Source organism: Croceivirga thetidis (assembly GCF_012272815.1).
Classification (GTDB): Bacteria; Bacteroidota; Bacteroidia; order Flavobacteriales; family Flavobacteriaceae; genus Croceivirga; species Croceivirga thetidis.
Map to the genome: position 1 here is coordinate 1,237,666 of NZ_JAAWWL010000002.1, position 24,641 is coordinate 1,262,306.

General features: G+C 39.6%; 8 protein-coding genes. 7 read left to right on the plus strand and 1 reads right to left on the minus strand.

Annotated elements, in window-relative coordinates:
• Positions 1–127: 127 nt before the first annotated feature.
• The 6 genes from HCU67_RS13260 (at position 128) to HCU67_RS13285 (ending at position 10,826) form a co-directional block, all read left to right on the plus strand.
• Complete coding sequence (locus HCU67_RS13260) at positions 128–5,806, plus strand: LamG-like jellyroll fold domain-containing protein (RefSeq protein ID WP_168553081.1); 5,679 nt, start codon at positions 128–130, stop codon at positions 5,804–5,806.
• Positions 5,807–5,814: 8 nt separating this feature from the next.
• Positions 5,815–6,777, plus strand: a complete 963-nt coding sequence (locus HCU67_RS13265; RefSeq protein ID WP_168553082.1) for a PorP/SprF family type IX secretion system membrane protein — start codon at positions 5,815–5,817, stop codon at positions 6,775–6,777.
• Positions 6,778–6,787: 10 nt separating this feature from the next.
• On the plus strand, positions 6,788–8,080 hold the full coding sequence (locus tag HCU67_RS13270) for a TolB-like translocation protein (protein WP_168553083.1): 1,293 nt from the start codon (positions 6,788–6,790) through the stop codon (positions 8,078–8,080).
• A 95-nt stretch (positions 8,081–8,175) separates the two neighbouring features.
• The gene (locus HCU67_RS13275) at positions 8,176–9,207 is read left to right on the plus strand and encodes a COX15/CtaA family protein (RefSeq protein ID WP_168553084.1); all 1,032 of its coding nucleotides are present in this window, start codon (positions 8,176–8,178) and stop codon (positions 9,205–9,207) included.
• Between the two features lie 24 nt (positions 9,208–9,231).
• Positions 9,232–9,729 carry a plasmid pRiA4b ORF-3 family protein gene (locus HCU67_RS13280; RefSeq protein ID WP_168553085.1) on the plus strand — a complete coding sequence of 166 codons (498 nt, stop codon included), beginning with the start codon at positions 9,232–9,234 and terminating at the stop codon, positions 9,727–9,729.
• Between the two features lie 38 nt (positions 9,730–9,767).
• On the plus strand, positions 9,768–10,826 hold the full coding sequence (locus HCU67_RS13285; RefSeq protein ID WP_168553086.1) for a nucleoid-associated protein: 1,059 nt from the start codon (positions 9,768–9,770) through the stop codon (positions 10,824–10,826).
• A 43-nt stretch (positions 10,827–10,869) separates the two neighbouring features.
• Here HCU67_RS13285 and HCU67_RS13290 read toward each other — a convergent pair whose 3' ends face one another.
• Positions 10,870–11,946: a hypothetical protein gene (locus HCU67_RS13290; RefSeq protein ID WP_168553087.1), complete on the minus strand. Its 1,077-nt coding sequence runs from the start codon at positions 11,944–11,946 to the stop codon at positions 10,870–10,872.
• 215 nt (positions 11,947–12,161) lie between these two features.
• On the opposite strand from HCU67_RS13290, the gene HCU67_RS13295 reads away from it, so the two are divergent.
• Positions 12,162–24,533, plus strand: coding sequence for a T9SS type B sorting domain-containing protein (locus HCU67_RS13295; RefSeq protein WP_168553088.1), 12,372 nt, complete (start codon positions 12,162–12,164; stop codon positions 24,531–24,533).
• Positions 24,534–24,641: the final 108 nt, after the last annotated feature.

A 24,641-nucleotide genomic window follows, 5' to 3' on the forward strand; every position in this document is an offset into this window, starting at 1 on the left:
TAGTTAATCCAAAAAGTTATTCCATTCATCCAAAAAGGGTAAATTCCTCAAACAAAACAACTTATTTTTGAAATTCTGCTCTCAAGCAGAAGCCAAACAGATAAACTAAAGTTAAACACTGCCACTAATGAAAATAACAATTGGGAGGAGTCTACTGCCCCTCCGTTTTGTACATCTTTTAGTTATTGTATTCGTATTTGCTTTCGGTTGTGTACAACTACGTGCCCAAGAAATTGCAGCAACTGATGGCACACCAAACTGTGCAATATGCGCGCCTACCGGTTGGTCAATTGCTAATGGAACACCAGATATTTCAGATCGAAATTTTGCAGCAACATCAGGTACCAGTAACGGTGGTACTTCTTGGACCGCTGCTCCCTTGCCCCTACCACCAAATAACCATACCAATTGGATTTCATTAAGAGATTTAGGGCCTACAGGGGTTGAAGAAGTGATTGAAACCAATATTACTGGGTTAAGCGTTGGAGTGGTATATCAACTTACAATTTATACACTAACGGCAATTGGGCCCTACTCTACTGAATTCAATGATTCATTCCGTTACCAAATTGGCAGCAATGGATTGCAAACGATTAATGGAATAACCGAAAATAGTTGGGGCACAGAAACCATAGTATTTGTTGCATCTTCCGCTACTGAGTCAATTCAGTTTTTGCCAGGCAACAATTCTGGAGGTTCCGGAGCTTTTGAATCCGTCCAAATATCAATAACTGAAGACGCCATTATAACCATAGGTGTTGACACCGATTTAGATGGTGTTCCTGATAACACGGACATTTGTAATGGATTTGATGATAATGTAGACACCGACAGCGATGGTGTTCCAGACGGATGTGATGAAGATGATGATAATGACGGTTTAAGCGATGCTATTGAAGAAAATTGCTTGCCAGTTATCACAGATTATGAGGCCTATTGGCCAATGGACAACACAACGTTGGATATTACTGCAAATAACCATGACGCTGTAAGTGAAATCATCAGTTTTGATACCAATGCTAAAAAAGGTAGCCATGCTGCTTCTTTTAATGGTTCGACCGAATATATACAGTATAGTAATGGTAACTTTCTTAATGATGCGATTTCAGAATTTAGCTATGCATTCTGGATCAAGCCGAATGATTTAAATGGAATTCAAACTTTGCTCGACGAAGGAGGAAGTACAAATGGAATTACCGTACGGCTGAATGACGAGAACCTTGAAAATGCAGTTAGAGCTGGTGGTAGTGCATCACAACAATCCAATAATTCTTTTGTCTTTCCTGACGACAATTTTTGGCACCATGTAGCTATCGTATTTGATGATGGTATCATGACCATGTACCTTGACGGTAGGGACAGTGGCTCAATTAATGTTGGTTTCACAGAAATTCCGGCACATTCCGATAGTCATAATTTTGGTAGAACGAGTAGTTCCGACGCATTTGGTGCAGCAACAGGAAATTATTATTCAGGGTTATTAGATGAGGTATTATATTTTACTAGACCACTTAATAGTTCTGAAATTCAAAATCTTCTAATACCTATTTGCAATGATGATCTTGATGCTCTAGCCAATGTAGTAGATAATGACTCCGATAGTGACTCATGCTTTGATGCCCTAGAGGGAGATGGTGGTTTTACATTTGCTGACATTGACGGAAACGGAAGACTTACCGCGACGGTTAATCAAAATGGGATTCCAAATGGCTCGCAACAGTCCGATATTAGTTCAAAGAACGGAGCACAACAATCAGTGGCATGTACAGAAGATAGCGACTTTGATGGTGTTTTCGATGAATTTGACTTGGATGATGACAACGATGGCATTAGCGATGTTGATGAAGGGTGCTATGGAAATGGTACTGTTCAGGCTCCTTTTAACTCAATTTATGAAGCAAATCTTGTATCACAATCCGGTAGGTATTTCTTCGATTTAGGTAACGGTGTATTTGAGGCTGATGTTGATGTAAGCAACGGCGGTGGTTGGGTACTTGTATTGCAGTATGTCCATTCCGGTGGTTCGAACCCAGATTTGGAAATTGTAAATACAGGAGAAGACCTCCCCATCTTAAGTACAAGTGCATTAGGAACGGACGAATCGGGCTCTACATCTTGGGGGCATATTAGCAATACTTATTTCACAACGCTATCAGTAGAGGAAATACGTTGGTTTGCCCAAACCTCCAACCATAACAGAACTATTCATTTTAGTTCTCCGGTAGGCATCTCTTATGCAGAGACTGGAAATGGGAGTTTTGCAGGAATAGCTGCAAATAACACCAAATTAACTGGGCATTCCGCTAATTTACCTGACAGCGCTAATAATCAATTTCAAGACCAAGGTGATTTGGCATTAACCAATTTTCCGTTTTATCAAAATGCAACAGCACATTGGGGCATTAAAGGTAATTCCAATCGTTGGGAGGTTGATGATTTTGTGAATGGTGGTGATGAATCTACAATTCATAGGGTATGGGTACGAAATACCACCCCTACTACCTGTTTAAATACCGACGGTGATGCTTTGCCCGATTATTTGGATAACGATTCAGATAATGATGGCTGTTTTGATGCACTTGAAGGCGATGGGGGATATTCTGAAAGCGATATTGATTCAGAGGGTAAACTACTTGCCGCTGTAGACACAACTGGAATACCCGGAGGCACCCTTCAAAATGATATTAGTTCTACAGATGAAAATCAAATAGCTCAGGCCTGTTCGGATGATACAGATGGTGATGGCATTAGTGACGAGGACGAAATTTTAAATGGAACGGATGGGAATAATCCCTGTGATCCAGCACAAGTAGCGGGATACACTGGTTATGACCCAAATAATAGCATCTGGCAAGCAGCAGATTGCGATAATGATGGCGTATTAAATGGAGATGAATTTGAAAATGGTACAGACCCTTATGCACAATCTGTAGATACGGATGGGGACGGAATCGATGACGACAATGAGATTGAAAATGGTACCGATGAAAATAATCCTTGTGATCCTGCACAGGTAGCTGGTTATACAGGTTTTGATGAAGACAATACCGTCTGGCAAGGAGGGGATTGTGATAACGATGGTGTACTTAATGGAGATGAAGTTGAAAATGGAACAGATCCATATGCAACTTCTGATGATACTGATGGGGATGGAATTGACGATGATAATGAAATTGAGAACGGAACAGATGAAAATAATCCCTGTGATCCAATACAAACAACCGGTTACAATGGCTTCGATTCTGCAAATGTGATTTGGCAAGCTGCGGATTGCGATGGTGATGGTGTTTCAAATGGTTCAGAATTCAATAACGGAACAGACCCATATTTGGTTTCTGAGGACACTGATGGCGATGGTATAGATGATGATAATGAAATTCAGAATGGTACTGACGAGAATGATCCTTGTAGTCCATTTCAAGACCCTGGCTATTCAGATTTCGATTCAAATAATGCCATATGGTCTGCTGCCGATTGCGATGGCGACGGCGTTTCTAATGGCGATGAATTTACAAATGGCACTGACCCATATGAACAATCGGATGATACGGATGGTGACGGTATTGATGATGATAATGAAATTGCCAATAATACAGACCGAATAAACCCATGTGACCCCCAACAAGCTGCTGGTTACAGCCTATTTGTCGGTAGCAACAGTATATGGCGTGCTGCAGATTGCGATAATGATGGTATACTCAATGGTACTGAATTTGACAACGGAACAGATCCGTATTCTTCCTCCGGAGATACTGACGGAGATGGAATTGATGACGAAACTGAAATTGCCAACGGAACTGATGAAATAAACCCTTGTGACCCAGCTCAAAATTCTAGTTATACTGGTTTCGACGGTACTAATGATATCTGGAGGGGGGCAGATTGTGATGAGGATGGTGTTTCGAACGGTGACGAATTTGATAACGGCACCAATCCATACGCCACATCTAACGATACCGACGGTGATGGTATTAATGATGATAATGAAATTGAAGATGGAACCAGTCCAACAGACGCCTGTGATCCGGCGCAACAGCCAGGTTATACTGGATTTGATTTAAATAATCCTATTTGGTTAGCAGATGACTGTGATAATGACGGTATTTCAAATGGTGATGAAATAAGTAATGGAACAGATCCATATTCAAATCCTGGAGATACTGATGGCGACGGTATCCTGGATGACAGCGAGCTAGCAGCTGGTTCAGATGTGAATGATCCATGTAGTCCTTCTCAACCTAGCAATTATCAAGATTTTAATCCTAATAATCCCATTTGGAGAGCTGCGGATTGTGATGGTGATGGCGTATTGAACGGAAATGAATTTGACAACGGAACCAATCCTTATGCTTTTTCAACAGATACTGATGGTGACGGTATTAACGATGATAATGAAATTGATAATGGATCGGACATAAACGACCCATGTAGTCCAGCTCAAAATCCAGGTTACGCCAATTTCAATGATCAAAACCCCATTTGGGCCAACGCAGATTGTGATAATGATTCTATTTCAAATGGAGATGAATTCACAAACGGTACCGACCCATACGACGGAGGCACAGATACTGATGGCGATGGAATTGCTGATGATGTTGAGTTGGCAAATGGAAGCTTACCAGACGACCCTTGTAGTCCGGCCCAGTCAATAGAATATACTGGCTTCGATGCCACAAACGAAATTTGGAGAAATGCCGATTGTGATAATGACGGGGTGGATAATGGAACTGAAGCTGACAATGGCACAAATCCTTATGAAAATACCGGAGATACCGATGGTGATGGTATTAGTAACGATTCTGAAATCAACTCTGGTTTTGACCCGAATGACCCTTGCGATCCTGAACAAAAAGTTACTTATGAAGGCTTCAATGCCAATAACGAAATATGGCGTGGTGCCGATTGCGATGGTGATGGATTTTTGAACGGAGAAGAAGTCGATAGAGGAACGAATCCTTATCTATTTACCCAAGATAGTGATGGTGATGGTTTATTCGACGAAATTGAAATTACGCAAGGGACTGATGTTAACAATCCTTGTGATCCGGCACAAGAAACTGGTTATAATGGCTTTGATGAGCAAAATTCAGTTTGGCTTTTAGCTGATTGTGATGGTGATGGTCTAACAAATGGTGAAGAATTCAATAATGGTACGGACCCTTATACCTTTGATGAGTCTCTTGACCCAGAAGGTGATGCTGATGGCGATGGGGTAAGTAATGGTCAAGAATTGGAAGATGGCACAGATCCTAACGATTCATGTGATTCTATTGGAGGTACCCCAAGTTCCGAAGATGATTGCGACAATGATGGATTGACAAATGGTGAGGAATCAACTGGTATTGATGACCCTTCCACTACTGCAAATCCAAACGGAATAACCACAAATCCATCAAATGAGGATACTGACGGTGATGGGATAAATGATGGGCAGGAAGCATTGGATCAAACAAATCCTAATGATGCCTGTGATTCCAATGGAGGAAATCCTCCTGCCAACGTGGATTGTAGTCTGGTCTCAATTACGTCTGATTTGGTTTCACCCCAAACCAATGGAAGGTTCACAATTCAAAATATTGAACGATTCCCGAATAACAACGTAACTATTTACAACAGATGGGGAGTGAAGGTATACGAAGCATCAAACTACGATAATATTAATATTGTTTTCGATGGTATTTCAACAGCGGGTGCAACACTTCAAAAAACAGAAGAACTCCCAGCCGGAGTATATTTCTACATTATAACTTATGATAGAAATGGAGAATCATCAACATTGAATGGGTACCTCTACTTGAACAGATAATTGAGCATATGAAAAAGACAATATTTTTTGTTTTAGTGGCTTCACTCTTTACCGGTCAATTAATGGGCCAGCAAGAGGCGCAATATACCCAATACATGTACAACACACTTGCGATAAACCCAGCTTACGCTGGTTCAAGGGGTGGGTTAAGTATTGCTGGATTACATAGGTCGCAATGGGTTGGTTTGGACGGAGCTCCTGTTACACAAACGCTTAATGCACATAGTCCCGTCGGCGAAAGAGTTGGTATTGGCCTATCCATCATTAATGATAATATTGGTAATGGAACGAGTCAAGAAACCAGTTTTGATGGTATTTTTTCTTATACCATTCCTGTTTCTGTCGATGGCAATTTAAGTTTTGGTCTAAAGGCCGGAGGTCATCTGCTGAATATTGATTTAAGCCGATTACAAAATCAAGACCCAACATTTAACACGGGACAACAAGTAGTAGTAGATAACAAATTTTCACCCAATTTCGGACTTGGCGCCTACTATTATACCGATACCTTTTATGCTGGTATATCGGCCCCTAATATTTTAGAAACCGAACATTTTGATAGCTCTGGTCAAAATGCCAATCTTTTGGCAAGGGAAAGATTAAATTTCTACATCATAAGTGGTATAGTTCGTGAACTTTCAGAAGATTTCAAATTCAAGCCTGCGGTTCTTTTAAGGGGTGTTAGTGGTGCTCCTCTGCAGGTCGATTTGTCTGCTAATTTTATGTATCAAGAAAAATTCACCCTTGGAGCAGCATATCGATTTGGTGCGGCATGGAGCGCTTTAGCCGGTTATCAATTAAATGATTCCCTTATGCTCGGTTTAGCCTATGATAAAGAAACTACCGAGTTGGGTAGTACCGCCTTTAACAATGGCTCATTTGAGGTATTTTTAAGATATGAAGTTTTTAATCTATCAGCTAAGGAAAAAACCACCATGCCTCGAAGAGTTCTAACACCACGCTTCTTTTAAAATGAGAATTATGTCTTTGAAAAAAACATTCATTTTTATTTTGTTATTGGCAACAGGAGCGGTAGCAGCCCAAAAATCAAAAACTGAGGCCAGTAATCAGTCCTTCGACGATTATTCTTTTGCAAGTGCAGTTGATGGGTATGAAGAGTTATTGAAGAAAGGGTATGACGATGCAGAAATCTACAGGAAACTTGGTGACGCCAATTTTTTCAATTCAAACTATGTTTTTGCTGCAAAATGGTACCGCGGACTTTCTTTTGCCGTAAAAGGGGAGCTTTTAGATCCAGAAACAATATTTAGATATGCATTGAGCCTTAAATCTTTAGGTCGATATGAAGAATCTGATGAGCAAATGCTTCGTCTTCGTGATACGCTGCCAAATGATTTAAGAGTTAGAAAATTTTTGAACCAACGTGACTATTTAAAAGTAATCAAAGAAACCTCTGGGAGGTATCAAATTGAAGAATTAGACATCAATTCCGAAGGTTCTGAATTCGCACCATGTTTTCATCAAGAGGGAATTGTTTTTTCCTCTACAAGGAGCCTTGAAAATGAAAATCCTAAGAACATTCATGGTTGGACAAAAATGCCATTTCTCGACTTATTCCAATCGGTGAAAAATGAAGCCGATAGCTTACTGATAAAACCTTTGGATTCTGTTTTTAATTCAGAGGTACACGAAAGTTCAATAACCTTTTCAAAAGATGGCAATACTGCGTATTTCACAAGAAATAATTTTAAGAATGGTGAGTTTGTAAGGGATAGTCTAGGAGTGAGTCGTTTAAAAATTTACAAAGCGATTCGCAAAGATGGAATATGGCAAAAAGCGGAAGACCTGCCGTTCAACGACAACGGATTTTCAACAGCAAACCCTGTACTAAGTCCAGATGAAAAGAAGTTATTTTTCGTTTCTGACATGCCCGGTTCTTTCGGTCGTTCAGATATTTTTTATGTCACTATAAATGAAGATGGAACATACGGGAGTCCTGTAAATTTAGGTCCAGAAATCAACACCAACGGACGAGAAACCTTTCCTTTTCTAACTGAATCCGGCCACCTCTATTTTGCAAGCGATGGTCATCCTGGTTTGGGTGGGTTAGACATTTACGTATCTAAGCAAAATGGTAATGGCAATTATCTAGTAAAAAATATTGGAGACCCGGTAAACTCATCTGCCGACGACTTTGCACTTATTTTTAGCGAAGTCACCAAAAAAGGATATTTCTCTTCCAATCGCGAAGGAGGCGAAGGTAGTGACGACATCTATATGTTTACAGAACTAAAACCACTGACAATCAATTAGGCTTTACTATTTCTTTCATGCTTTAGATTTTGGTATTATGGCTGCTTTATAATTACTCCTAATTCAGTTTTCAGCTTTATTTTTGTAAAAAAAGAATGCAAAAGACTTTTCGTAAGGTCGCCATTAGTTCCTTGATTTTGGTTTACCTAGTAATTGCTGCAGGCGCCATTGTTAGAATGACGGGCAGTGGTATGGGTTGTCCAGACTGGCCAAAATGCTTCGGATATCTAGTTCCACCAACAAATGTTGAAACGTTGCAATGGCAGCCCAATAGAGCATTTAAAGAGGGGCAGGTTATCATCAAAGAAGAAGCACTTTATATTGCAAACTTGGATTTCACTTCAACATCCAATTATAATCCGAGTAATTGGAATGCATACACAAAACACGATTATGCGACCTTCAATGTCTGGCACACCTGGATTGAATATATAAATCGATTGTTGGGGGCGCTAGCTGGTTTAGCGACATTGATTCTAGCGGTTTTTTCGATTAGGTTTTGGAAAAATAACAAAGTTTTACCAATCCTTTCATGGCTGGTTGTATTTGGTATGGGTTTTCAGGCCTGGTTGGGGGCAACTGTTGTCTATTCGGTCTTAGAGCCATTAAAAATTACACTACACATGTTTATGGCCTTGGTAATTGTAGCGCTACTGCTCTATTTAATTTTTCAAACAGAAGGTACCGTTAATTTCAAATATGAAAAAAGGGTTTTACCACTTATTGCTTTCGCTGTTATTCTTACATTAATACAGGTATTCTTGGGTACGCAGGTTAGGCAATTCGTAGATGACCAAGTAGACGTCGTTGGGTATTTGAACAAAAGTCTATGGTTGAATCAGCCCGAAATACAATTTTACATACACCGTTCCTTATCGATTTTGGTTCTTTTATTGAATGGGGCTTTATTTTGGACTATTAAGACCAATGAATTGGGGTTTTCTAAGATAAAGTGGGTTATGATGCTTATAGGGCTTGAAATATTAACTGGAATATTGATGTTTTACTTTGACTTTCCCTTTGCATCCCAACCACTACATCTCGTTCTTGCCTCAATATTGTTCGGGGTTCAATTCTATCTTTTTTTAGAGGTATTTAAAAGTCGAAAAAGCCTGAAATCTTTGTAGTTTTGAATCTTCCAAAATTTTGAAATGATTTACAAGATTCGGATAATTTTAGATGCAGAAGAGGATATTTTCCGTGACTTGGAACTGGACCAAGAGGCTACTTTGGAGGAGTTTCATAATGCCATAACGCAGTCTTTTGGTTTTCTAGGTAATGAAATGGCCTCTTTTTATACCTGTGATCAGGAATGGAATCAAGATGAAGAAATCGCTTTATTTGATTTGAGTGATAATGGTTCAGACGTTCGTTTGATGAATGAGACCCGATTAGAGGATGTGATTACCGAGAATAGTCCGAAAATGCTTTACATCTATGACTTTCTTAGCATGTGGACATTTTTTATTGAATTGGCCGATATTGTTGAAAAAGTTGATGGCCAAACGTATCCAAACGTTTTGTTCAGCTTCGGTGAATTACCCGATTCTCCTCCAGAAAAAAGTTTTGAAGCAGATCCTTCCCCTGAAAACTACGATGACGAAATTGGGAACTATGAAGATCTCGATTTTGATGAAAATTGGAATTAAGACCAAATTCCCCAACCCCTTAAAGTTCAAGACATATTATGCTCAATCTATATTCGGCCCAAATAGAAAGTCTTTCACTACACAGAGTAGGAAACAAAAGCAGAAACGAACCTATTTTTCTTTCTACCAATCCGCACTTTCTAAATGATGAAACCAGTTCTTTACTAAAAGAATATTTCTTTAGGCCGTTTCGTGAAAAAGAGGAAAATTATTTTAAACTTTCCCATGAGGTAGACTTAGAATTCAACGAAATCTTTAAAGCAGCAAAAAAGGGGTTTTCAGAACCTTCATCCATGCACCAAATTTCAAAACAGGTAGCCACGCATTTATTTGAGCAATCTAACCACCCGCATATCAAGAATGGAGAGGTATATGTCTGTCACTTTACAAATGTTGTACTAGACAATCAAAAAGTAGAGGCATTCGGAATTTTCAAGAGTGAGCTCAAGCATGATTTTTTACAATTTGATGAGACTGCTGACAACCTTGAAATTCAAATTTTACAGGGAATAAACATCAATAAATTAGATAAGGGTTGTCTCATCTTTAATGTTGAATCAGAAGATGGGTTTAAAGTGCTTTCAGTAGATAGCAATCGATATGACACAAAATATTGGCTTGAAAACTTTCTGGGAGTTGTTCCATTGACCGATGAGAATTTTTACACGAAAAACTATTTGAAATTTTGTCAAAATTTTGCAAAAGATGTAGTTCTACCAGCAGAGGATAAACAACAAGAAGTTCTTTTTATGAATAGGGCGGTAAATCATTTTGCCAAAAATGATGCCTTTGAAGAAACCAATTTTTTGAATGAGGTATTGGAAAATCCGGAATTAATTCCTGAGTTCAAGCACTACAAAGTTGAGAAAGGACCAAAATATAGCATTGAAGATGTATCAAATTTTGATATTGCCAACAAAGCAGTCTCCGATGCTCGTAAAAAAATCAAAAATGTCATTAACCTCGACACCAATATTCAAATAAAAATGGACTTTATAAATCCTGATTCCGCACAAAAATTCGTAGAAAAGGGATGGGATGAAGAGCGACAGATGTATTATTATCTGGTGTACTTCAATAAAGAACAAAAAAGCTAATTCAGTTTGTATTTTTTAACGTAAAAGACTTATTGGTAAGTAATTAGAATTTTTTTTCTATTATTTGCTTCATGCTTACATCTTGGTAATTTCTTTTGACAAAGTCTAAAGCCAAAGCCAAGACTTCTCCCATCGTTGTAGATTTTTTAAAGTCCATATCCAAGGTTAGGTCATATATTTCCCCCTTAAGTCGTTCTATATTTTCTGGTAATGAAATGTTATCCAATTTTGCGATATCTTCCAATTGCATAATACGTCCTTCGGAGCTCAAAATTCTTTTGGCAACAATAGACCTTTCCTCAATTTTATATTGGTCTACAGAATTTTTCTGAAGTCGATTTCGAACCAATTCGACCATTTGAAAATTTTCTTTGAAAAATTGTGGTCGGTAAACCTTTAATTTCCCCTCAAAACATTGCTGATCAAAGTCAATGGCTCGAATTTTATAAACTACATGGTCAAAATCATGAACTGGCACGATAACGTAGTTGTATGATCGCATATCACCAAGTAATCGTATCATACAACGTTCGTTGAACTTGACGAACTCCTTGGCAAGCTGGGCTTTTTCGCGATTTGAAAGATCAGGTAGGAAGTCTTTGATAAAAACATCTCCTGGAATTCCGGCAATATGTTCTTCTATCAAGGTATCCTTATAAACCAAAAAGTTCAGATTATAGGGAGAAAGAATATGTTCCAATTCTAGTCCATATACTCTAGAAGCATCTGTTTTCTTAACATAGAAGTATGTATAATTATCATTGAGTATGTTTCTAACTTTAATACGAAATGGTTTTGAGTTTCCGAAAGTGCAATAATCCACTGCATCAATATTCAGATATTCAAGAATTCGATCGCCCCCATCAGAATGCAGAATGGAATAGACTTTTTTCAAACTCAAATCAATCTCTTCACGATCAAATTCAGCATAAAAAACCCGTACCCATAATGTATCATTACCCTCAGCATCTTCAACAACAACCGAGCCTGAAAAACGCAAAAGATCTTCGTAAAAAATAGGTATTTCAATTTTTCGACTGTACTTGTCCAGATAAGCATCCAACTTTGGGTTAACGGGATAAGCTGGTTTTTTTTTGGACATTAATTTTTCCTCAGACATTTCAATATACACTAGGATTACAACAAATATAGTCCATTGTGCATGCCCTGACTTTTGAAGTCATTAATGGTCAGTGCAAAAAATGCAGGCAATCGTATTTTTTTGAACATCACTTCCTCGCATTTTAACATACTAATCTGGGCAAATGGCAACAATTATCTGTCAAAGTGCAAAATTCTCTTTTTTTTCGTCTTGAAAACTATGATTCCCAAATCATGCACTACTTCTTTGAAGCTAAAAAACCTACGTTAAGGTCAATTATTATTTTGTTTTTAATGGTTAGCTGCCAATTCATTCAGGGGCAGCTAAGTGACCTGCACTACCTACCTCCATTAAAGCAAGGACAGAATAATGCTGGTATACGTGATCAAGCAATTTATTTATCGACTCCTGAGCCAAGTACATTCACAGTTAATGTCTATTTAGGAACAGACCCCAACGTATATCAATCGTTCAATATTTCCAACACCAATCCAGCAGTTTGGACACTTGCGGACGGTGACAACAACATAACCTTGGTAAACAATGCAAATACTGGTATCGTTTTGCAAAACAGTGGTCTGAGGTTTGAATCGCCAAGCGGAAATCGGTTTTATGTCAATTATCGTGGAAATTCCAGTGCTCAGGCCGCCTCGCTAACTGCCAAAGGTAGACAGGCAATGGGTACGGATTTTAAATGGGGTGGTGTTCCCAATCGCGGAGCTCATAATTCAAAGTCGAATACCTTGGGAATCATGGCGACTGAAGACAATACTACTGTAAATCTTTTTGGATATGATCCTAATTGTGAATTCAGAGTAGGCAGCAATAGGGCTGGTATAACGGCTGACACCTATACAATAACCCTTGATGCCAACGAATCATTTGTTTTTGAAACCTACATCGGAACCGCTCCGACCCAAGCCCACGAAGATGGTTGGATCGGTGCAACCATTCAATCGGATAAGGATATCGTAATAAGCAACGGTTCTATAAACTTTGGTCGACAAGTTGGTGCAAGTAACCGTGATGCAGGAATTGACCAACCGGTACCAGAAAACAGGTTAGGAAAAGAATACGTTTTTATTCGTGGTAATGGTAACACCAATGGTTGGACGGAATTCCCACTTATAATTGCAACCTCAGACGATACTGAAATCTATGTGAATGGCAGTGCTACGCCAATTGCAACTATTGATGACGGCGAATACTTTGAAATACCAAGCAGCAATTATTCTTCAAACACAGTTGGGGCTAACATGCTGGTACAAACCACTAAAGATGTTTACGCCTACCAATGTATGGCTGGTGCAAGTCAGGTATACACACAAGGACTAAACTTTGTTGCCCCTGTAAATTGTTTACTTCCTGATGTTATGGACAATATTCCTGATATCAGAAACATGGCAGGAACAACAGTGACTGGAGGTATGACCATTATTGCGGCGGCAAATACACCAGATGCCAATATTGTGGTAACCGATGGTAATGGCCCTGTAACATTGCCAGCTTCAAACCCTGTTGCCGGCTCGACAGACTGGAAAACCTTTTATGTACCAAACCTTAATGGCAATGTCAGTGTTCAATCCACCGGCCCCATGGCTGTTGGATTTTTTGGATTTAACGGAGCTAGAGGTGTTGCAGGATATTTTTCAGGATTCGATACGCTACCGGAAGTAACACTTGAAATCAGGGGCGGCAGTGGTTGTTTTGTTGGGTCTGAACTTTATGAGGCAACCAATAGCAACTTTGACGCATTTCAATGGTTTGAAAATGGCCAACCAATTCCAGGAGCTAACGGACCTAGTTACGCCCCTTCTGGTGCAGGTGAATTCTTTTTAAGAGGCACAAAAGGACCATGTACATATGACAGTAATGCTATTCAGGCACTTTATTGTGACCCTGACATACATGTAGAAAAAACGGTGGATACCCCAGAGATAATGGAAGGTGAAACCGCCACTTTTAGAATCAGGGTTCGAAACAATGGAATCGGACCATTGACAAATCTTCAAATAACCGATGATATACCTGCGGGCCTAACCTTGGTCAACTCATTTACAATTACTGGTAGCTTTAGTGGTAATGTTTGGAATATTGGCACGCTAAATGGTGGAGAAACTGCAACACTTGAACTTGAAGTTAGGGGTGATGAAATAGCTACACTACCACTTTTAAATTTAACGAATACTGTCTACAACACCCAAGACCAAACGGATACCAACCTAACACCAGATGAACCTTCAGCCAGTATTGTTGTACATAACGATTTTGATAATGATGGCGTGCGTGATATTGTAGATCTTGACGATGATAATGATGGGATTTATGATGAAGATGAATGTGACACCCTCCTATTCAACATAGCAAACGGGAATTCACATACTGGCGCCTTAATGACAGTCGACAATTATCTTGTATTCGACGTTTTTAGTTTAGATAACTCATTCAATTTCAACATAAACGGTAATGATGTTGCTGGTGAAATTCAATTTCAATTGGGAGCAGCTGGTAATTTTGCAAGATTTGCCGATGGAACCACCTTCGGTGAAGGTGGAAACCCAAACATTTGGACCGTTTCGGGAAGCAACGGCAGCCCAATGCTGCGAGTGATCGTTGACCAGACCGGACAATTTGAACTATTTGGTGTTCGATATTCCAACGGTCCATTAGAACCTATGTATTTAGACACTCCAGCCAACACCGTTAATTGGAATGCTTCAGGAAACAATACCGTTACTATTGGCCAAAATGTTGTTGGTCCAACGAATATGAGAGGTGTGCTTTTAACAGCGGGTTGTGATACGGATGCCGATGGTCTTCCTGATTCACTGGATTTGGATAGCGATAATGACGGTTGTAGTGATGCGAATGAATACTATAAAGACGACAATGCAGATGGAGGTGATGATGGCGTTTTTGGAGTTGGAACTCCAGTTGTTGATACAAATGATGGTACTGTTGATGCCGCTTCATATACTCAAGTTTTTGCGCCAATTATTAATCTTAACAACACTTCAGAAGATTTAGGAGGAAACGATATCAATGGCCAAGGTGTAAACTTAGGACAAACGTTTGAGTATGTTTTAAGATTCCAAAACACCGGTGATGATGATGCAACAAATTATGTCATTCGAGATGTCTTACCGAACAATGTCACACTCAATAATGTAGACGTTTCAGATGCGCTAGGTGTGACCCACACTTATGACAGCAATACACAAACGATTACCTTCCAAATTCCTGATGGATTGGTTGAAGTCGGTGACCCAGTATATAGTATTCGAATTGAAGTAAGTATTTCGGCCAATTGCTCTGATTTCGTAAACGCATGTTCTTCAGAATTGGAAAATCAAGCATTTTCAACCTATCAGGGCGTAATAAATACAACAGTTTTCAGTGATGAACTTGGTACCACAAGTCCTATTCCTTGTGCTGATTCTTCAGAGATAGCGCGAAACACAATTCTTGATGACCTTGGTAATTGTAATCAAGCGCGAACTGTACAACTATGTGGTGATGATGCAATTTTAACAGCGGGATCAGGGTTCAGTACCTATACTTGGGCACTAGACTTAAACAACAATGGACAAATTGATGTTACAGATACGATTTTAAACGATGGAGACCCAGATAACGACCCAAGCACATTAGTAGTTACCAATATCGGAAATTACATAGTAGAAAAGACTGATACAAACGGATGTCCAAGTTTGATTGAATTGATAACTGTAGAAAGATTCGGTACAACCCAGACTAATCCCGTAATCGATTATTTCAATCAAGTAAATTCGGATAGTGATCCAACCAATGACTTGCAAGGTGAAATTGTTACTTGTTCCATTGATGGTGACCTATTGCCAAAAATCTTTCTCTGTGGTGATAACGACTCTGCCCTAATTCAATTGGGAATTACTGATGCTCAAAGCATCGTATGGCAGCAATTGGATGAAGCCAGCTGTTCTGCAAATGGTGATGATTGCGCAAATAAAAATGCAACCTGCTCTTGGACGGATTTAGCAACCCAAAACAACTATACCCTGACAGAAGCAGGAGAATATAGAGTGGTTATAAATTATTTAAATGGATGTTTCAGTCGTTTTTATTTCAATGTTTTTGAAAACAACCTTGACATTCAACACAACGCTGAAGACATTCTATGTAATACCCCTGGCAATATTAGAATCACTAATATCGGTTCAGGATATGGTTATCAACTTGTAGATGCTTCTAACAATACAATTGTAGTTCCTTTTTCTGCGAATAATGGCCAAAGCTTTGATATAACAACTGCTGGAACCTACAAAGTTCAAGTAACACAATTAAACCCAACTACAAATGACCCCATAGTAGGTGCCTGTATTTTTGAAACAGAAGACATTGGAATTCTAGACAGGGATTTTCAAGTGAATTTATCGACGATTCCGGCCGATTGTAACCAACTGGGATCTGTTACTATTCAAGCCTTAAATGTTTTACCGAATTACAATTTCGAACTGCGACTAGACGATGGTAGCAATCGAGGACTGGGCACATTGGTTGACAATGAATTAAACTCAACTGATAACACACATACCTTTACCAATGTCAATCCAGGTGATTATTTAGTATATACCACAACGGTTGATGGTTGTAGTGATTTTCAACCAATAACCATTGGAGAAATTCCAGAATTGGAACTCACTGCGGTGACCACCCAAAATATAACCTGTACGGCTGGTATAATTAATCTAACGGCCATTGGTGGTACTCCTAATCCTGATTATCAAATAGCAATTTGGAGTAAAGATGGCGTTGACCTTTATGCGGATGTTTCATCAGTACCCAACTCCGCATTACAGACCGACCCGACTTTTCTATTCGGATATCGTGGTACACCAGAAACCTATTTCCCCAATGAAGATGGAGCTTACGAGTTTATTGTTTTTGACGGCAGTGGTTGCCATGCAATCTCAAATACGGTGTCTATTCAAGATTTGGGTTCCATTTCGATTTCAGGAAGCCATACACAAATCGTATGCGCTGATTCTGCAACCTCGACTTTGACCGTTTCAGTATCTGGTGGAACAGCACCTTATCAATATAGTCTTGATGGCGGAACGACCTATCAATTAGCAAATAATTTCACCAACTTATCCGCAGGTATATATGAAATTACCGTGATGGATTCGAGTGGCAACGGCAGTGCCAATTGCGTTGAAAATGTCAGTTATGAAATTGATCAACCTTTTAGATTAACTGCTGCTGCAGCTATTGTTGAAGACGCTTCATGTAATCCAAATGGTGCATTGGTTAACATTCTAAATGCTACTGGTGGACAAGCACCATACGAGTACAGTTTTGATGGGGGAAGTAGTTTTGGGGTTACTAATTCAAGGAATCTATTACCCGGAAATTACACCCTTTTAGTTCGAGATAATTTGGGATGCAGCTATACGATGGATTTGACTGTTCCGACAATAGCTCCTGACCCTAATCTAAGTACTACTATAGACTATGCCTGCGATGGACTTGGAACCATTACTGTCAACACTACAAATAGCACAGATTTTTCATATTCATATAGTCTTAACGGTACCTTGAATAGTCCAGCTGATAATAATGTATTTACCAATGTTGCTGATGGTACACACACAATCACAGTAGGATATTCCTCTGCAATAGCACCAGACCAAAGTACCCTGTTCTTAGAAAACTTTGGGGCTGGACCCACTACTCAAATTGCTGAAATTGGACCTGATTACTGCTATGAACCACAAGATTATTCATTGACCTCTTGTAATAGAGGACCCGCTGGAATTTTGGTGAATGGAGAATATACCGTTACCAATTTTGTAACGAATCCTGTTCCTTTTTGGACCAGTCCTCAAGATCATAGTGGGCTCACAGATGGTAGGTTTTTAGCTATTGACGTAAGTACGTTCTCAGATACTGGTTCACCTGTTTTAAACTCGGTGCTGTGGACTAAAGAAAATATTGCGGTACTCCCTAACCGAGACATCACGTTAAGCTTTTTTGCTTTTAACTTAATGGATGTTTCCGGTGCTGGCAATAACCCTGAAGTTCTTATTGAAATCTTCGACAACTCGGGTACGCTTATTCATAGTGAAGTAGCCCCAGAAATTCCAAAAAATTCTGGTGATACGGATTGGCACGAGCGAACAATAACTTTTAACCCTGGTACAAATTCCGACATCGATATTGTCTTTAGAAGCAATGTCAACAGTAACGATGGAAATGATTTGGTTCTTGACGACATTCAAGCAGTTCAACTTCCTGAAGTTTGTGAAAAAACTCAAGACATAACAGTTGTAATTGAACCAAACCAAGCATTTGCTGCCCAACTCCTAGGTACAACAGACCCTAGTTGTAATGGTATTTCTGACGGTTCTATTCGATTTGAGGTAACAAACTTTGATTCTGTTTTAGGTTTTGAATATTCGTTGGATGGCGGAACAACTTGGACGACCGAATTGAGCTCACCAGTAGTTACCCCTTCGAATTTGGGTGATGGAACATACAACATCCAGATTAGAAAAGTGAACGATAACTCCTGTATGGCAAATTTCTCTGCGACATTGACCGAACCGAGTGCCTTAGCTGTTAGTTTGAGTCAAACATCAGATTTTACTTGTCTTAACAGTGGGGCAACCCTTGAAGCTTCTGCGACAGGTGGAACACCAGGTTATGAGTATCAACTTGAGACCACCGCTGGTGTTATTTTCACAGCTTACCAAACCAGTCCAATATTTAATAATGTGTCGGATGGGGATTATCAAGTCAGGGTGCGTGATAACAATACTTGTGAATTGCTTTCTTCCACAGTTGTTTCTGTAAGTCCACCGCAGACCATTGCGTTTAGTTCAACTGCAACCGCTTGCTATGATGGTTCAAATAATGCATCAATCGCAGTAACAGTTACAAGCGGTAACGGAGGATATACCTTCAGAATCAATGGTGGAGCATGGTTGACCCCTACTCCAGCAACTTCAAATAATTTTACGTTTAACAGTTTGGCAAATGGCACCTATACCATTGAAGTTGAAGATGCCTATGGTTGTGGGCCTATTTCTGAAATCGTTAATATTAGCTCACAATTAACGGCCAATGCTGCGCTACAATCTGACTTGACCTGTGCGGCGGATGCCATTATCAATGTCGATGCAACCGGAGGTTCTGGAACATTTAGTTATGAATGGTCCAATAACAATACTGGACCTTGGAATACAACGGGATTCACCGGCAATTCTTTTGCTACAGCTACTGCCGGCACCTATTACTTTAGAGTTACGGATACGACCGTACCTACTGCTTGTGAATTTATTACAGGTAGTGTAGAGGTCACAGTTCCCGCAACTCCTGTAATCAATAGTGTTACACCAACACATTTGAAGTGTAATGGTGATGACTCCGGGTCTTTGGTAATCGATATTGATACTTCAATTGGGTTGGCACCTTACAACATCAATGTCTTGAATACTACCTCTGGTTTCGATTATGGAACCCAAACCACAGGACTAGCGGCTGGTAACTATACTATTACCGTTACAGATGGGAAAAGTTGTTCAATCACAGCTAATACCACAATTAATGAGCCATTGGCAATAGTATCTAATAGTACTAAAACTGACATTGTTTGTGGTCTATCAGGTACTGAATTGGGAACCATAACTATTGATGCTTCGGGCGGAACTGCCGATTACATCTATCAAATAAACAATAACGACTTTAGTGTTAATAGTACATATGACACCTCAACAGGAACTAACGATCATACATTTACCGGGCTCGATTTTGGTGATTACACCCTTACCATCACGGATAGTAACAATTGCCAGTTTATCGAACAGATTGTTATTGCAACTGCCCCTAATGTTTTGATTACGACCTCTGGTACATCGGGTTGTACCCCTGGTAGTGGCGAAATGTTAGTAGTTGCGAACACATCTAGCGGAACTCTAAGTAGTGGCCCGTTCTTCTTTGCAATATATCCGGCCGCCCCTTATAGTGCTACGGATCCTGATTGGTTTGCTTCAGATCCATTACCCGCACCAGCCAATAGTCATAATTTTACGGGTCTAACACCAGGTGTAACCTATACCTTCATTGTTTATGACGCAAACTCTATGTGTGAATATACGCAAGAGGCTACTGTACCTGTTTCTACAACGTCAACATTGACATCCACTATTGACAACATAACACCAATCACTTGTAATGGTAGTGCAGATGGTATAGTTGAATTTACAATTGATAATTACAGTGCGAGCAATGTTAATTTTGAAATATTTACAGCAATTACCAATACCACTACAGGTATTAGTGGGAATATTTCAGGCAGTGGTCCTCAAACAGAAATTAGTGGTAGTCTTTCGCCAGGAGAGTTTTACATCTTATTTACTGAAATGGATGGAGTGAATAGCAATTGTGTTGTTGCTTCTGATGATTTTGTAATCGCTCAGGCTCCTACCCCACTATCAGTAACCACAAACTCAACCAAAAACGAAAACTGTAATGAACTAGGTACGATTAATGCCATAGCGAATGCAGGGGTAGCTCCATATGAGTTCCAATTTTTGGATGCAGCCTTAGCTGCTCCGACTGCTACATCAGCGGGCTGGGTATCAAGTAATACAGCGAACGTTGCCGCTGGAAATTACATAGTATACGTTAAGGATGCCTACGATTGTATTCGACAGGATGCTATCACTGTTGGTTTTGATACTGCGCCCGAAATTGACACTATTAATGTAGTCGATTATTGCGTTGCAAATGGTAGCTACGAAGTAAGTGTTAACTTGACTACTCCTGACAACGCAACTTACAACCTAAGTGTGAACGGCGGGGCACCCCAGACTATTTCATTTACAGGGGGTGTAGGAACCGTTAGTGGATTGAGTTCTTCAACCAGCACGCAAAGCATATCAATACAAGACGTTAATGGTTGTGGCAATTCTGAGTCCTTCGAAATTTTACCAAAGTATCAGGCAACCGCCCAAGTAACAAAATTGTTGGATTGTAACTCCAACGCTGAAATTACCATAACAGCTTTTGACGGATATGGTCCATTTGAATTTGAAGTCTCCGGCCCTGTGGGTCAGGCTCGAACTGCAATTCCAAATCCTTCAAATACTTTTGTATGGGACGGCACTTCGCCAGCAGTCACTATGGTACCTGGTACATATACCGTCTCTGTTTATGATACAGGAACGCCAAGTTGTTCCCCTTTAAACTTTACAATTGAAATTGAAGCTCCGGTCGAGCCAAATTTCACGTATAGCGTTCAAGATGTTAGTTGCAGTGGCGCTTCTGATGGTATTATAGCCGTAAATGAGGTAAACAATGGTGTAAGCCCTTTGACTTTTACTATTGATTCAGGTCATATCTTCAATACAACAACAAATAGTTTTGAAAACCTGCCACAAGGAACTTACGAAGTCACTGCTACAGGACAAAATGGATGTACGACTATTGTTAGTGGAATTGTTGTTGGCGAACCGAATCCAATTACTTTCGATACCCCAACTGTAAACGCATTTGGCTGTTCTGCAGCAAATGTTACCGACAACGCTACAATAAGTATTAATACCTCAAGTATTGCGGGAGGTAGTGGCACATATGTACGCTATGAGTTTACTGATAATACCACTAATGCGGTACTGCAAACAGGTAATAATGCTACTTATATCCACACAGATTTTAATCAGATAGATGTTCGTGTTCTTGTGTTCGATGATGAAGGTTGTTCCGCACAGACAGTAGTCTCAATACCCGCTTATGATGAATTGCAGAATGCAGTGGTCGTAATTGACGATTCAATGAGTTGTACCAATGGAGGCGAAGATATTAGTATCAATGTTACTGGAAGACTAAGTACTTTTGCTTCGAATCCTGCGAATTACGAATTCAGATTATTACCAGCTACGGTATACCAAAGTTCAAATCAATTTTTGGATTTGCCTTCGGGTAACCATGCGTTTGGTATAAGAAATGTAAATACTGGATGTGAACTGACCATAAACCATGTGGTGGAAGAGCCGAATACGTTTGATGTTACTATTGAAAAGCTTGCTGACGCAGTCTGTTTTGGAGACGATGGAAGTATAAGGTTATCGATTTCTGATGCGACTTACTCGGCAGGATTCAATTGGAGTATTTTCAATACCAACGGAACCCCAACTGACAGAACAGATGATGGCCCAGCAGTTTTAACAGGAAATTCTGCTACTATGGGACCAACTTCGGCAATTGCTGTGCCTGCAGGTGAATACTTGGTTGAAGTAACTCAAGATGCATTCCCAGAATGTAGTCAAATACGTTCGTTCTCCATTACTACACCAACGGCACCAATTACCTTGAACCCAATTCAGTTAACAGAAGTTGGTTGTTCAAATGACCAGGGTACCGCTTTGGTAAATCCGCTAGGTGGAGAGGGACCATATGTAATTAACCTGACCCATTTAGGAACAGGGACAACCACGGCTATTTCAAATGTGAACGGTCATATGTTCAATTCGTTGACCGCAGGGCAATATACAATTACAGTAATCGACAATTTAGGTTGCTCTGAAACCTTTGCAAACGCATTTGAGCTTCTATTACCGGACCCAATAACAGGTTCAATCGCAAATACCGATTTGGTTTGTGAAGGTGATAACGATGCGTCTGTATCGATTTCATTAAACCCGAGAAATATAACTGTTGATTACCGTTATGTATTGAATACTTACGACGATGCCACAGGAACCATTGTATTGAGCAATTCCTCATCGCAGACAAATCAAGTTTTTGATAATCTTGGTTCAGGTTTTTATAGCATCACGGCATTGGACGACATTGGTTGTTCTTTTGAAACCCCAATTATTGAAATTGTGGAACCAACTGATGTACAAGCCCAATTGGTAACAAATCAGAGTTTAACCTGTACGTTAGGAGCTGAATTATTGCTGACTGCAACTGGCGGGACAGCACCATATACATGGAGTGCTGATGGGATTAATTTCAATTCAATGAATGGAATCAATGGTGCAAACACCCACGTTTTCCAAAATGTTGTTCCTGGCGCTTACAGCTATTTTGTTAGGGATAGTTTCAACTGTATTTCAATCATTTCGAATGAAGTGACCATAGAAGCTTTAGAAAGTCTTGGAGTAGTATTGGACACTTCAGCTGCAATAATTAATTGTAATGGTGATAGTACAGCTCTGATTGATGCAACAGCAAGCGGAGGTCTAGGCAATTACCAATATGCACTTTTTGCAGATGCAGCCATGACTTCAGAAATCCGTCCAAATCAGTCGGATGGGGAATTTGCGGATTTACCAATTGGAACCTACTATGTAAGGGTTCAAAGCGAAGACTGCGAAGTATTATCAGAAGAAGTACGAATCGAAGAACCTACTCCTTTACAGGTAATACCTAATATTGAAAACATCAGTTGTGCTGGTGAAGACGATGGTCGTATCTCAATTGATGTACAAGGTGGTTCTGGCAATTACCAATTCGCGATTTCACCAAACTTGAACCAATTTGATGACCAAAACACCTTTACAGAACTTTCTCCCGGATCATACACCGTAATTGTTCAAGATGCCAATGGTTGTTTTGAAGTTATTGAATTTGAAATATTTGAACCCCAACCAGTAATGGCCGAGTCAACCGTGACCAATGAAATTTGTGTAGGCAGTGAAGACGGTTCAATAACCTTACAGATTACAGGTGGTACCGCTCCTTATTTTACTAGCTTAAATAGCAACAATGATACAGATTTTGCGCAGGATGTTTTCAACTATGAAAACCTTGCAAGCGGCAATCATGTTGTTTTTATTAGAGATGCAAATGGTTGTGAAATAACTGAAATTTTTGAAGTCCAACCTGGTATCAATCTTGAAGGAGAAGCGACGGTCACATATGAATGTGATTCAAGTGGCACGACCCAAAATACTGTACTGGCCGCCCTAATAGACCCAAGTGTAGCAAATGAGGTATTGTTCGGTTTAAACACCTACGATGTGGCTGCCATGCAATTAGATCCATTCTTTGAAAATGTACCTGTCGGTGAGCATTTTATTTCGGTCGTTCATAACAATGGTTGTATCAACACCTTTGAATTTGAAATTGAATCATTTGACCCATTGAGCTTAGATTTAAGGGAAAGTGACATCAATCAAATTACCGCAATGCCTTATGGTGGTTCTCCTGAATTTACCTATGTAATCAACGATGAACCTCCAACCGATGACAATAGGTTCCAAATTACGGCCACTGGGGTTTATACCATAACTGTAACAGATGGAAACGGATGTAGCGTAACCGAAGAAATCTTTATGGAGTTCATTGATATTGAAATACCAAATTTCTTTACTCCAGATGGCGATGGACTAAATGATACTTGGGGCCCGAGAAATGTTGAACAGTTTCCTAACCTATTTATCAAAATCTTTGATAGATACGGCCGTGGTCTCTACTTGTTCAAAGGAAATGAAGATGCATGGGATGGTACGTATCAACTTAATGACTTACCATCAGGTGACTATTGGTATATCATAAAACTAAATGGGGAAACCGATGATCGAGAGTTTATTGGCAACTTCACCCTTTACCGATAATTTGAATGGCACCGATTGAATAAAAATCAATCGGTGTTTTCTTTTAAACTACAGAATTAAAGCATTTTACAACATAGTTTATCAAAAATTTTAGGCATGTGGTAATTT